11 protein-coding genes are annotated in these 13,218 nt (G+C 58.2%); 7 read left to right on the top strand and 4 right to left on the bottom strand.

The genetic code is table 11. The annotated features are described in order from the left end of the window. Positions 1–17: 17 nt before the first annotated feature. Together BMY84_RS23505 and BMY84_RS23510 are read left to right on the top strand one after the other, a co-directional pair. Positions 18–464: an acyl-CoA thioesterase gene (locus BMY84_RS23505; RefSeq protein ID WP_143075138.1), complete on the top strand. Its 447-nt coding sequence runs from the start codon at positions 18–20 to the stop codon at positions 462–464. 125 nt (positions 465–589) lie between these two features. After that, on the top strand, positions 590–1,273 hold the full coding sequence (locus tag BMY84_RS23510) for a helix-turn-helix domain-containing protein (RefSeq protein WP_093087060.1): 684 nt from the start codon (positions 590–592) through the stop codon (positions 1,271–1,273). A 48-nt stretch (positions 1,274–1,321) separates the two neighbouring features. Here the strand turns inward: BMY84_RS23510 and BMY84_RS23515 are convergent, their stop codons facing one another. The 3 genes from BMY84_RS23515 to BMY84_RS23525 are packed head-to-tail and all read right to left on the bottom strand — an operon-like array spanning position 1,322 to position 4,496. Further along, positions 1,322–2,377, bottom strand: a complete 1,056-nt coding sequence (locus BMY84_RS23515) for a sugar phosphate isomerase/epimerase family protein (protein WP_143075139.1) — start codon at positions 2,375–2,377, stop codon at positions 1,322–1,324. Continuing rightward, complete coding sequence (locus tag BMY84_RS23520; RefSeq protein ID WP_093087063.1) at positions 2,290–3,972, bottom strand: FAD-dependent oxidoreductase; 1,683 nt, start codon at positions 3,970–3,972, stop codon at positions 2,290–2,292. Before BMY84_RS23520 ends, BMY84_RS23515 begins: the two co-directional genes overlap by 88 nt. Continuing rightward, positions 3,969–4,496 (bottom strand): gluconate 2-dehydrogenase subunit 3 family protein, encoded by a 528-nt coding sequence (locus BMY84_RS23525; protein ID WP_256215400.1) that lies wholly within the window; start codon positions 4,494–4,496, stop codon positions 3,969–3,971. The genes BMY84_RS23520 and BMY84_RS23525 overlap by 4 nt, the downstream gene beginning before the upstream one ends. A 481-nt stretch (positions 4,497–4,977) precedes the next feature. Here BMY84_RS23525 and BMY84_RS23530 point away from each other — a divergent pair, with 481 nt between their 5' ends. Genes BMY84_RS23530 through BMY84_RS23540 form a run of 3 tightly spaced genes read left to right on the top strand, consistent with a single transcriptional unit; the run spans position 4,978 to position 9,101 of the window. Then, positions 4,978–7,131 (top strand): TonB-dependent receptor, encoded by a 2,154-nt coding sequence (locus BMY84_RS23530; RefSeq protein ID WP_177204149.1) that lies wholly within the window; start codon positions 4,978–4,980, stop codon positions 7,129–7,131. A 45-nt stretch (positions 7,132–7,176) separates the two neighbouring features. Continuing rightward, entirely contained in the window at positions 7,177–8,331 is a 1,155-nt protein-coding gene (locus tag BMY84_RS23535) for an alpha/beta hydrolase family protein (protein WP_143075140.1), read from the top strand. Then, positions 8,328–9,101, top strand: a complete 774-nt coding sequence (locus BMY84_RS23540; protein WP_093087069.1) for an SDR family NAD(P)-dependent oxidoreductase — start codon at positions 8,328–8,330, stop codon at positions 9,099–9,101. Before BMY84_RS23535 ends, BMY84_RS23540 begins: the two co-directional genes overlap by 4 nt. 49 nt (positions 9,102–9,150) lie before the next feature. Here BMY84_RS23540 and BMY84_RS23545 read toward each other — a convergent pair whose 3' ends face one another. Further along, complete coding sequence (locus BMY84_RS23545) at positions 9,151–9,864, bottom strand: GntR family transcriptional regulator (protein WP_143075141.1); 714 nt, start codon at positions 9,862–9,864, stop codon at positions 9,151–9,153. On the opposite strand from BMY84_RS23545, the gene BMY84_RS23550 reads away from it, so the two are divergent. Together BMY84_RS23550 and BMY84_RS23555 are read left to right on the top strand one after the other, a co-directional pair. After that, entirely contained in the window at positions 9,784–12,222 is a 2,439-nt protein-coding gene (locus BMY84_RS23550; RefSeq protein WP_143075142.1) for a TonB-dependent receptor, read from the top strand. The two genes, BMY84_RS23545 and BMY84_RS23550, sit on opposite strands and share 81 nt — an antisense overlap. Positions 12,223–12,275: 53 nt before the next feature. Next, on the top strand, positions 12,276–13,205 hold the full coding sequence (locus tag BMY84_RS23555; protein WP_093087072.1) for a BKACE family enzyme: 930 nt from the start codon (positions 12,276–12,278) through the stop codon (positions 13,203–13,205). Positions 13,206–13,218 lie beyond the last annotated feature (13 nt).

The raw sequence follows: 13,218 nt of genomic DNA on the forward strand, positions 1-13,218 counted from the left end.
CCTTCACGAGAGACATTATGCCATCCGATTTTGCACATCTGCCGAGCGACGTGATCGAGACGGGACGCGGCGTCGTGTTCCCATGGCTTTGTGACTCCATGGGGCATCTGGCCACCCAACATTATATGGGCTTTTACGACAGTGCCTTCTTCCATCTGCTCGCGGCGCTGGGTCCCATCCATGTGGATGATGGCACCCGCAAGGTGGGCTGGGCGGACGTGCGGCATGAAGTCGACTATCAGGCCGAGTTGCGCGCAGGCGACCTGATCGCGCTACATTCAATCGTCGCCGCTATCGGCAGGAGTTCGGTGACCCACAAGACCTATATGACCCGACTATCGGATCAGGCATTATGCTCCACCGTGCTATCCAGAACCGTCCGTTTCGACCTTACCGCCCGCTCGTCGACGCCCATTGAGGAATCTATCCGCAAACAGGCCCAGACACTTTTCGCGCTCGATTGAACGCGAGATAGGCTCAAGAAAAGCGGAGCAAACCAGCGGCAACGACACGTCAGCCGGACGAGAGATTGCGCCAATCGTCATTTCAATCTAAAGCTTCTTGCATATAAGCAAGGAATACAAAGATAATGACCGTCAAGCTCTCAACAGCCCGGGAACGCCCTCCGCTCAAGAAAGCCGAGAAAACCGGACGTGACAGCGTGGAAGTTGCCAGCGACGATCATGAAGATGCCTTCCATTTCGGCACACGGCTTCGGGCGTTCCGTAAGGCTCGGGGATGGTCACTTGAGCGGGCGGCGGACGCCGTGGGCGTTCCTGGGAGTACCCTGTCACGTATCGAAAATCGCAAAATGTCGCCTACTCTGGACCTGATCCAGAAGATCGTACGGGCAATGGACTTGCACCCTTACGACATATTGGGACGCGACAGGGCAAAGGCGAATGCCGGCTCGGTCAGCGTGACCCGCAAAGGACATGAAGAATATACAGAGCTCCCCAACATTCTCTATGCGCCGCTCCATCCCGACAGCGAAGCAAGCGGCATCCGACCGATCATCGTGACGCTGTTTGCCCGATCAGTGCAGGAATATGGCGGATTGACAGCCCATGCAGGTGACGAATTCCTCTACGTGCTCACCGGATCCGTGGAACTGCACCTTGAAAATCGAGAAGTTGAGCGGCTGAACGCTGGAGACAGCATATTGTTCGATAGCCATATTCCCCACGCTTATGTCAGCGCAGGGGAGGCGCAGGCCAAGCTCCTGATCGTAGCATCGACCATCGACGCCCCTTTCCATAGCCTTCCCGTGTGACCAGGGATTCCCGATCGAAACGGACCGGGGATCCAGTCGGTACGCGCATCAGGGCTGCATGATCTCAGTCATGAAACCAAAGGCATTGCGTTCGGCGCTGAAGGGAATTGCAGAAGAATCATTCTCCACAATGAAATGTTCGATACCGGCCGACCGGGCCATATCGATCAGTTCCCGCGAAACCATCACGCCGGAACCAGGCGCAATGATATTGCCGCGCCGGTCCATGTCCTTGAGATGACATAGCTTGAACCGGCCCGGATTGTGTTTGAGATACGCTCCATAATCGGCGCCGGCCTTCTTCATCCAATAGAAGTCGATTTCCATCTTCACGCGCGCCGGATTTGTCTCTGCCAGGATCCGATCATAGGCGGAGACGCCATTGACCTTCTCCAGTTCCCGGTCGTGATTGTGGAAGCCGAACGTCAGACCCGCGTCGGCGCAAAGATCACCGGCATGATTGAGTGCAGCGATTAGCTTCCTGGTCGCTTCCGGCGTTGCAATTTGTGACGCGAAGATCGCCTGCCAGATGACATAGCGCTGCCCCATCGCCTTGGCTGATGCAATGGCGGCGGGCACGGTTTCATCGATCCGCGACAGATCAAATTCATGCAGGAACGCCTTGTCGCGGTCGGCAATGGCGATCTGCCTTTTCACCCACAGATCAAAGACACGATAAAGTTCGTTCGAGACGATGTGTTGCGACGGTGACACCAAACCATATTTGTCGAACAGGGCTTTCACCTCGACCGGATCACGGCCGAAACTCCCTATGGTTTCAACTTCCTTGTAGCCGATCTGCGCGATGTCACGGATCGTGCCCTCAAAGTCACGGGAGAGCGAAGGCATGACGGTGTAGAGTTGGATCCCGACCGAAGGCGCTATGCTGGAAGCCGCCAATTGCGCCATCGCGCGCGGTCCTGCTCCCAGACCAGCAGCAAGCGTCAGGCCGGCACCTGCCAGAAAGCGTCGGCGTCCGACCGGCGCTGCGGCCAGCATGTTATTTTCCCGGAACATCACAGTCCTCCCTCTTTCATCATCTTGGCCGCGAAGGCAGCGGCACGAGCCGTCAGCGCCATGTAGGTGAGCGACGGATTCTGGCACGCGCTGGACGCCATCGCCGCGCCGTCGGTCACAAACAGGTTGGCGATGCCATGAACCTGATTGGCGGCATTCAGGATCGAGGTTCGCGGGTCGCGCCCCATCCTTGCTCCGCCCATTTCATGTACGGCCGATCCGCCCGCATCCGGCTCAGCGCTGTGCGACAGGATTTCGGCGTCGATCAGAGCCAGCATTTCGAGCGCCTCACTCTCCGCGTCGGCGAGCAGCGCTCGTTCATTGGCTCCATGGCTGAACTCGATCCGGGTCCGCGCCAAGCCTTGAGGATCGGTGGCATCGCTGAGCGAAATGCGATTAGCGTGCCTTGGCAGGCATTCCGCATAGGCGCGAAGCATGATCTTCCAGTCTCCTGCTTTACGCAGATCCTGTTTTAGTTCCTCCCCAATGCCCGCTTCCCGCGCCCCCCTTCGCCAGGCCGTGCGCGATGCGCCGCCCTGGAAGGAATAGCCTCGCAGGAATTCATTCCCTTTCCCTGCGAGATTGCGAAATCTGGGAATAATAAGGTTGTTGGGGCGGTTCCCGAAATAGCTGTGATTTGTAAAACCCGGCACCATCGCTACCGCGGACACTGCGGTCGCATGATCCATGAAATAACGCCCCAGCACATCATGATCATTCCCGATGCCACGCGGGAAGCGCTGGCTTACCGATCGCAGCAGTAGCGATACGCTGTTCACCGCGCCGGCGCAGACAAAGACCATATTGGCGCTGATCGTCTCCCGCTTTCGGCTCATGCCATGAATGATCGTAACACCCGTGGCCCGGGATAGCCGGGCATCATATTCCACACGTTCCACCGCAGCATCGGTGATGAGTGTAAGCCTACCTGTCGCCTGTCCGGCCGGCAGAGTCGCGCTCTGCGTGCTGAAATAGGCGCCGTAGGAGCATCCTCGCGCGCAGATGCCCCGATATTGGCACTTGGATCGCCCTTCCTTCTCCTCCGTCAGATTGGCGACCCGCCCAACCATCAGTCGTCGGTCGGGATAACGCCCCTCGATGACGGACTTGGCATGTTTCTCCACCGCATTGAGTGCCATCGGTGGCTGGAACCGGCCATCGGGCAATTGGTCGAGATTTTCTTCCGACCCAGACACACCGACAAAAGTCTCGACATGATCATACCAGTCCGCCAGATCGGCGTAGCGGATCGGCCAGTCGCTCCCATTCCCGTCCAGCGCGTTCGCCGTAAAATCCAGATCGCTCCATCGATAGCAATGGCGCCCCCATGTCAGCGAACGCCCACCCAGTTGATAGCCTCGCCGCCACTGGAACGGCTTCGGACCGTCGGCCTCATACGGATAGAGGGCATCATTGACAAAGTGCCGCTTGGACCATTCATCGAACGCTGCGCCCCGACTTTGCACCCTATAGAGTTGCTCATATTCCTTCGGGTTCCCGAACCCTCGATAGGGCATGTCCCACGGCGCAAGCATCTCGGTCTCATAGCCAACCCCATGCTCTACCATAGGGCCGCGCTCGATCATGACAACCCGCAAGCCTCGTTCGGTCAGTTCCTTCGCTGCCCAGCCGCCCGTGATGCCGGAGCCAACCACGATCGCATCAAAATTTCCGTTCGTCATGATACGAGCAACGCCCTCCAGTCGTTCGCCCACGCCCGATCAAGCGGTCCGATCGTGATATCCGGATCGAAGCGACCAGGTATGAGCTCGTAGAAAAGCTCCTTCTCCGCGCCGGCCTGGGAGGTGTAATAGCCCGCCAGAATAGCGCCCTTTAGCTCTCTCCATCCGACTTCCACCGACGAACCGATGCCGTTCGCTGTCGAATAAGATCGGCGATCAATGTCTGCGATCAGGGCCGAACGCTGCCGAACGCCAAGAGCAGGAAAACATCCCACGGAACGCTCCATCAGCGCATGAATCAGATCATCGACATAGATCGAAAGAATGCCCTGATCCCAAAGCATCGAGAGATAGGCGGGCACGGACGCTTCAACCGCGCCAGCCGTAGTCGTCCGCGGAATGACGACATCGCTGATCGCGACAAAATGTGCCTCGCGATCGACTGGCGATATGGAAGTTTTCCGAGTCAGGCAGCCTGCCAGTGTGGACAATGCAGGCGTCAGCACAAAGCCGGTCAGCATCATTCGTTTCAAGACGCTTCGCCTTGCCGTATTGCAAGTCATACCCACCCCTTTCAAATTCCGCATCGGACATATTTGCCTCTCAATGCGGGGTGAAGAATGCGCAAAATTTGCTGATACGCAAGTTACAAATAGCTGCTCTATGCAATAAATCGAGCGAATCACGACATCCCCAGATCGACAAGATCGCGCCACGGTAGAAGATTATCGCTTGAGGAATGGGTCGTGCAAAGGCGATTCGCTTCCCAAACACCCCACCAAGTCGACACATCAGCCGGCAGCTCGGATTGCCGCAATCGACAATTTGCGTCAGTTTCAAGGCAATATGGCGTCACCGCCACACCCAATGAGGAAATCTTATAAGCCCTATTGACTTGCGTATAAGCAAGGTATCTAAATTTGCATATCCGCAAGAACAAACATCATCGGCGGACTGGGGAGAACAGATATGGGCAAGGAGTTCAGGTTAGCAGTTTCACCTCTGATGGCATCCGCCGTTGCGCTCGCCATAGCGAGCGGAGGCACTGCATTCGCACAAGAGAATAACCAGGGATTTGGCGACATTGTCGTCACGGCAAACAAGCGCGAGCAGAGCTTGCAGAAGGTGCCGATCGCCATCTCGGCCTTTGACGAAACGGCCGTCCGGGCGGCACGGATCGAGAATTTCAGGGACGTTGTTCTGCGCATCCCGAACTTCTACGCCGACAGCGTTTCCAGAACCCAGACCTCCATCGCCATGCGCGGTGCAGGATCCCTTGAAGACTCACCCGGCTCCGACCAGGCGGTCGCGCTCTTCGTCGACGAGGTCTATGTCGGCGAAAATTCCGGCCTCGACTTCGACTTTTTCGACGTCGAACGTATCGAGGTCCTCCGTGGCCCACAGGGCACCCTCTTCGGGCGCAACGTCATGGGCGGCGCCGTCAGTATCATAACCCGCAAACCAACAACTGATACGACCGCGACGCTGGAAGGGACTTTCGGGCGCTTCAACCAGATTGATGTACGCGGGATGCTCGGCGGCGCGCTGATCAGCGATACGGTAATGGGGCAGATCGCCTTCAGTTCGAAGAACAGCGATGGCTATGCCCGCAATGAAGTGACTGGCAACCGCCTCGAACGCGACAACACCCAGAGCGTCCGCGGCAAGCTGCGCTTTCATCCGAGCGAGGATTTCGACGCAAATCTGAGCGTCAACTATATGCGTGACAAGTCAAAGGGCATCGCGCGCAAGCTCTACGGGGACGTGCCGGCCGCGCTCAATGCACCCGATCAACTCGACGTGACCCAGCAGGACATGGACGGCGGATATGATCGCAAAGCATATGGCGCGACCCTCCGCCTTGACTACAAACTGCCAATTGGCACCATTACCTCGATCTCGGCCTATCGATATGGGCTTCACCGGACGAACGTCGACCTCGACGGCACGCCTCTCGAAATCGCGGAGTTCAAGCTCCAGCAGAACCGGGTGAAGCAGCTTTCCCAGGAACTGCGCCTGGGCGGCACGGCCGGCGATCTCGACTATGTGCTCGGTGTCTATTACCTCAACGTGAAACTGCGCCGGAACGAATTTCTGACGGTCGAGGGCTATCCCGGATCGCTGTTCGATGAAATCGCACCGGGCGGCACCGTCGCCCCCGAGGGGCGAGGTCAGTATATCAATACCGAAAGCTATGCCGGCTTTGGTCAATTCACCTGGCATGTCAGCGATCGGCTCCGCCTGACCGGTGGCGCGCGCTACTCCTGGGAGAAGAAGTCCGGGCAAACCTATTGCCTTCAGGACGGCATCCTCTGCTCAGCCTATCTGCTCGACGTAAGCGATCACTGGAGCGCCCTTACGCCAAAGGCCACTATCGACTTCGACGTTGCCGATGGCATCATGGCCTACGCCACAGTCGCGCGCGGGTTCAAGGGCGGCGGTTTCGCGTCGGACTTTCCAGATGCCGAAAGCGCACGGGCGGGCGGGTCCTTCGACCCCGAATTTGCCTGGAGCTATGAAGCAGGCATCAAGGCGCGCTGGTTCGACAATCACCTCCAGACGAACGTCACCGCATATCGTGTGGACTATTCCGACCTGCAGGTCCGACAAATCAATGGTCCGTTCACCATTGTCGGCAACGCCGGCAAGTCTCAGGTCAAGGGTGTCGAACTGGAAATCGTGGCACGCCCCTTCGCTGGCGTCGAGATTTTCGGGAATTACGCCTATACCGACGGAAAATATAAGTCGCTGGTCCTGGAAGATGCCGACTATTCAGGCAACCGCCTCATCCTGACGCCGAAGAATTCCTTCACGGTTGGCGGCAGCTATACCATGGAATTCGATGCGGATAGCTCGCTGACACTGCGCGGTGATGTTCTCTACAAGAGCAAAAGCTATCTCGACGTTTCCAACGATGATCTGCTGACCGCAAAATATGATGGCGTCGTCAATCTGAGCGCTTCCTATCTGTTCGGTGGCGGCAAGTGGGAAGTCTCGCTGTTCGGCAAGAATGTCACCGGCGTCCGCACCCCCTCGACCGCGCAGGACTATTCGGTCTTCTTCCTTTCAGGCGATGATCTTGCCGCAGGCAAGCGCGTCATTGCGACCTCCTACAATCGCCCGACCACATACGGCGTTACGCTGCGCTGGAAATATTGATCGCGCAGATCGTCGAAAACCATCCCATAAACCAAGGAAGCTCAAGTGTTTCAGTATTTTCCCAAGAATTATTCATGGAGTCTCGCTGTCTCCTGTTCCATCGCGATGGGCGCGGAGATTTCCGAGCTCGAGGAAGCGCTTTCGCCGCTCGTATCGCTTGATGGACCGGCAGCGCATGAAGGCTGGTACCAGAACTGGCTGAAGCTCGGGCACAAGCTGACCGCGCTGGCAGACGCCGACGATGCGGCGGGCAATCTCTTTTCGGCCGCATCCAAATATAAGCGGGCAGCAAACTATTATCTCTTTGCTGAACGCATCGCATCCTGGTCCGACCCGCGCCGCCTGCATGCCTACAATCTGGGCATGACGGCCTTTCGCAAGGGCCTGGAGCGCTCGGGCGATCTGTGGGAACGCGTCGAGATTCCTTATGAGGACGGTGTCCTTTCAGGCTGGCTGCGCCTGGCCGAGAGCGAAGGCAAGCAGCCGGCTGTGATCTTCTATAATGGCTTCGATTCCATCAAGGAGATGCACTATCTCATCTATGCCGACATGTCGGCAAAGCGCGGCATCGCGACCCTCTTCGTCGACCAGGAAGGCACTGGCGAGGCCGTTCGCTATCACCACATCGCCAAGCGGAACAATACCGAGCTTTCGGCCGGAAAATTTTACGATGCACTGGCCGCCCACCCCGCCATCGACGCCGACCGGATCGGCCTGATCGGCCTCAGCATGGGTGGCTATTGCGCGCCCCGGGCGGCCGCGATGGACAAGCGGTTCAAATGTGTCGCAAGCCTTGGCGCTTTCTATGAACTCGACGCCAATTGGGAAGCCATCCTGCGCGGCGATACCGGGACCGGGCTGTCGGACGGCCTCCCCGAAAGCGGCATTCACGCCATGCATGTGACCAAGACCGATACGATCGACGATGCCGTGGCTGTCCTGAAGTCTCGCACGCTGGCCCCGGTGATAGATAAGGTCACCTGCCCGCTGCTCGTCGTCCATGGCGAGAATGATCGCCAGGTTGCCCTTGCCCACGCCCGCAAGACTGTGGCCGGCGCGGTCAACAGCAGCGATGCGCAGTTGCGCGTCTTCTCCGTCGCGGAAGGTTCGACCGAGCATTGCGGCGTCGACGTGATGAAGATGCAGGGCGAATATGTCTACGATTGGGCCGCCCGCATCCTGGGAGGGCACGTCGCATGAGCCGCTTCCAGGACAAGATCGCCGTTGTCACGGGCGGAAGCTCCGGCATCGGAGAAACCATCGCTCGCAAGCTGGCCGAGGAAGGGGCGGTCGTCCATGTGGTGGCCAGCGGCAGTCTGGCCAAGGCTCAAGCCGTTGCCTCGTCCATCGTGGCGAGCGGCGGGCGAGCAGAAGGAGTGGTCGCGGACGTCCGGGACAGCGAGGCGCTCAAGACGCTGTGCGCGGGCATCATCGTCGAACATGGTCGCATCGATATCTGGGTCAATGCAGCAGGTCTCTTCCTTGCTTCCCCGGCGGGAGACACGGAGAGCGACATCCTCGACAAGATGATCGACACCAACGTTAAGGGAACGTGGAATGGCGTTCAGGCCGTCGTGCCGCACATGAAAGCGGCTGGAGGCGGCAAGATCCTGAACTTCTCCTCCGTTGCGGGCCTGACCGCATTCAAGGGGTTCGCGATCTACAGCGCCAGCAAGGCTGCCATCGCGATGATGACGAAGGTACTGGGGGCCGAACTCGCGCCCTTCAACATCAACGTCAACGCCATCGCGCCAGGCAATACAGAGACGCCTATGAATGAGGCGATGCGTAATGACCCATCGCAAGCGGCAATCCTCGATGCCATGAACGCGATGACGCCCAGCAACCATACCTTCTCGAAGCCGGAGGAGATTGCCGCGGCAGCCCTCTTCCTCGTCTCGTCCGAAGCTCGCCCGATGCACGGAAGCATCCTGCTGGCGGACGAAGGCATCTCGGCCGCTATCGGCTGAGGCAATGGCCATGCGCGCTTTCTCTCACCCTCAAGGCACGCATGGCCCTTCAGCTAGCCGAGCAGGCAAGCTGCCTCAGAACGATTTCTGCATTTTCAACAATATCCTCGCGCAGAGCAGCCTCCACCAAAACCGGATCTTGCCGACGAAGTCCTTCAAGTATGCGAACATGCTGAATGTAGGTGTCGGCCTTCGACGGCACACTCTCGATCATATTCAGAGCAGGGCCTACCCGCAGCCAGAGGTTCTCGATCATCGCGAGCGCACTCGGCATCCGAGCCGCCCGATATATGGTGAAATGAAAGCTGAAATTCTGACGCAGGGTCTCAGGCCAGGAACAGGCGCGCGTCAGGCGATCATGCGCTTCCTGCGCAATCCGAATTTCCTCAGCTCTTATGTGGCGAGCGGCGTGCCGCACGACCAGCCCCTCCAGTTCGAGACGCACAAGCAGCAATTCCTCATAGTCGTCAGGCTGCATTGGCGGAATGACATATCCGCTTTTGGCGACACTTTGGACGGCCCCATCCCCTTCAAGTCGCTTGAGGGCTTCTCGTACAGGCATCTGGCTCACCCCGAGCGCCTCACCGACCGAGCGACTGGAAATACGATCCCCCAAAAGCAGACTGCCGCTCATGATCGCCTTTCGCAGCGATTGATAGACCTGCCGGTCAAGAGGTCCGTCATGCTCGTCAAGTGGAGAAAGAACGGGCGCTGGAACACGGCTTCGATTGCGTACTCCCGGTGTGGTGATTGTTTCAGTCATCCTGTTTCCATTCCAACAGTCCACGTCCCAGTGCCAGCCCGGATGCGCGTAGAGCCTCTCTCGCGCTCGTCATCGCAAATCACACGTAACCAGCATGTCACATACCATCTTGACACGACCGGCAATCCAAACCTTTATCTGCGATCTCAGATAAAGGGGAAATTAGTCATGCATAGGGGACACAACAAGGGATATCGCATCGCAAACCGCCTTCTGACGCTGCTCGCGACGACAGCGGTCTGCGGCGCTGCAAACGCACAGGAAAACAATCAGGGCGATATTGTCGTCACCGCACAAAAACGGCAGCAGACTGCGCAGTCGGTCGGCATTTCGATGCAGGCCTTCGGCGCTGAAGAACTGACTTCAAGAGGGGTCAGCAACGCATCCCAGCTCGTAAACATCACGCCGGGCCTGAGCACATCGGGCGCGTTCGCTGGCGACACTTTGGCATTCGGCATTCGCGGCGTAGTTCAGCAGGATTTCGGCGGCCAGTCGGAGTCGCCCGTCGCCACCTATGTCGATGACAGCTATGTCGCGAGCGCAAGCGTTGCCGGCATTGGCCTTTTCGACGTTGAGCGCGTGGAAGTCCTAAAAGGGCCGCAAGGTACGCTTTTCGGACGCAACGCAACTGGCGGCGTCGTAAATATCTTTACGCGAGAACCCACATCATCAGCCAACGGCTTCGTAAAAGCAGACTATGGTTCCCATGACAGCATGCGACTCGAAGCCGCGACCGGTGGCCCGATAAGTGACACGCTCAGCTTTCGCGTTGCGGGCCTGTTCGATCGAAACGGCGCATGGGTGAAGAACAAGAATGCTCAGGGCGATGACCTAGGCAACAAAGAGCAAGCCGTTCTCCGACTTCGCCTCGCTTATAAGCCGACGGCCCATTTGTCGCTGCTGCTCACCGGCTTCATCGCGCGGCAGACCAGTTCCTGGGCGCCGTATTTCTCCCAGGCTGTCGCACCTATCCTCAACAACGCTGGCGATGTCGTCGACTCGACGATCGTCAGCGGCGACACCTTTTTCGGACCGCCAAGCGACATCAAGAACCTGACCATCGATTCCGAATCTGCGCGCAGTTCAGGCGGTCGGAAAAGCGCATCTGGCGTGACGCTCAAAACCACGTGGGATTTCGGACCTACGCTTACATCGATTACCGATGTCAAAACGGCACGATCCCGCCAGGCGATCGATGACGAAGTATCGCCCACCTATTTTCTGAACAGCATTTCGCAGGATTTTGCCAAAAGCCTCTCGCAAGAGCTTCGCCTCAGCGGCACCGCGCCCCAATTGCGGTGGTTCACCGGTGCCTATTATCTGCACATCAAGAGCGGCACCAATCCCGCCGACCTGATCGTCGCGCCGGCCGACCTCATCACGCGTGACGAATATAACCTTAGAACCAACTCTTACTCAGCATTCGGGCAGGTTGAGTATGACCTTTCTTCAAGGCTGACCCTCATTGCCGGTGGCCGTGTCACATTGGAACGCAAGGCATTCGACTATCAATCGACAAATCTGACACTTGCGGAGGTCGTGGTCGGGCCAGCGCGCACCCCCTACTCCGGCAACATGTCGGATACGCTCTATTCGGCAAAAGCGCAGATTGAATATAAGCCGTCGCAGGACGTCCTCATCTATGCGGGCTTTAACAGGGGCGTGAAAGCAGGCAGCTTCAACGCGCCTCTGGCGGGCGGAACATCCTATCCCGACAGCGACATACCCTATGCGCCGGAAACGCTGAACGCCTATGAAATCGGCGTGAAGTCGGACCTGTTCGATCGCCTTCTCCGGCTGAACGCATCGACCTTCTATTATGACTATGACGACTATCAGGCATTCAAGGTCATCGGCCTTTCGACGCAGGTTTCCAACAATCGCTCCAAAATCTACGGGGGCGAACTTGATGCCACGCTGCGGCCCATTGACGGCCTGACGCTGAGGGGCTGGGCAAGCTACACGCATGATCGTGTCTACGACGTATCGATCAGCGGCCAGCCGACACTGCTCACCCGTGTTGCGCCGAACACCTCCAAGTGGAAGGCTGGCGCCCTTGCTCGATATGAAACCGACCTCGCCGGTGGTAGTCTGAGCTTCCAGGGCGATCTCAACTATACCAGCCGCTTCTGGTTCTCGCTGACAAACTACAGTGCGACAGAGGTCAAGAAATATGCCCTGCTGGGCCTCGGCCTGGGCTGGGACAAGGGCGATTGGTCGATCCTGGGGCAGGTCTCCAACCTCACCGACAAACGATACAAGACCGTTGGGTTCGACCTCAACGCCTTCTGCGGCTGCTCGCAGGTCGGCATCGGCCAGCCTCGCTGGTTCCGCCTTAGCATTACACGAAATTTCTAAGAACGACGGGCGGCCGTCAGGGCCGCCCCGGAACGCATGGACAGGGTAAGAATATGCAAGAAAAGGTCATCATAACCTGCGCTGTCACCGGAGGGCTGCACACCCCCACGATGACGCCCTATCTGCCGATCACGCCAGACGAGATCGCAGACGCCGCGATCGGTGCCGCCGAAGCCGGCGCCGCCATCATCCATCTCCACGCCCGCAACCCGGAAAATGGCCGCCCTGTTCAGGACCCGGACCTGTTCATGCAGTTCCTGCCCCGTATCAAACAGGCGTCCGACGCCGTGGTGAACATCACCACTGGCGGCGGGCTTGGCATGGCGCTCGACGAAAGGCTGAAACCCGCGCATCGCGCCAAGCCGGAAGTCTGCAGCCTCAACATGGGCACGATGAACTTCTGCGCCTTCGAACTGGTCAACAAGTATAAGGAATGGCGCTTCGACTGGGAAAAGCCCTATCTCGAAAGCACGAAGGACCTGATCTACCCCAACACCTATGCAATGCTTGAACGCATCATGGTGGAGGTCGGGCAGGCCTATGGCACACGGTTCGAGTTCGAATGCTTCGATCTCAGCCATCTCGAAGCCGTCCGCTACTTCGCCGACAAGGGCCTGATCAAGCCGCCCTTCCTGATCCAGGGCATTTTCGGTGTCATGGGTGGAATGGGTGCCACGATCGAAAATCTCGTCCATTTCAAGGGCGTCGCTGATCGCCTGTTCGGTGATGACCTGGTCTTCTCATCCTTTGCCGTCGGTCGGCAGCAGATGCACTTTCTGACTGTCGCAGCGATCATGGGTGGATCTGTTCGCGTAGGTCTTGAAGACAGCGTCTACATTGCCCGCGGCGAGCTCGCCACGTCCAATGCCCAGCAGGTGCTCAAGATCCGTCGCATCGTCGAGGAACTGGGCATGGAAATCGCCACCCCCGACGAAGCCCGTGCGCGCCTTGCCCTCAAGGGCGGCGACCGCGTCGATTTCTGAAAACCGGAAGGAT

Source organism: Sphingobium sp. AP50 (assembly GCF_900109095.1).
Taxonomy (GTDB): Bacteria; Pseudomonadota; Alphaproteobacteria; order Sphingomonadales; family Sphingomonadaceae; genus Sphingobium.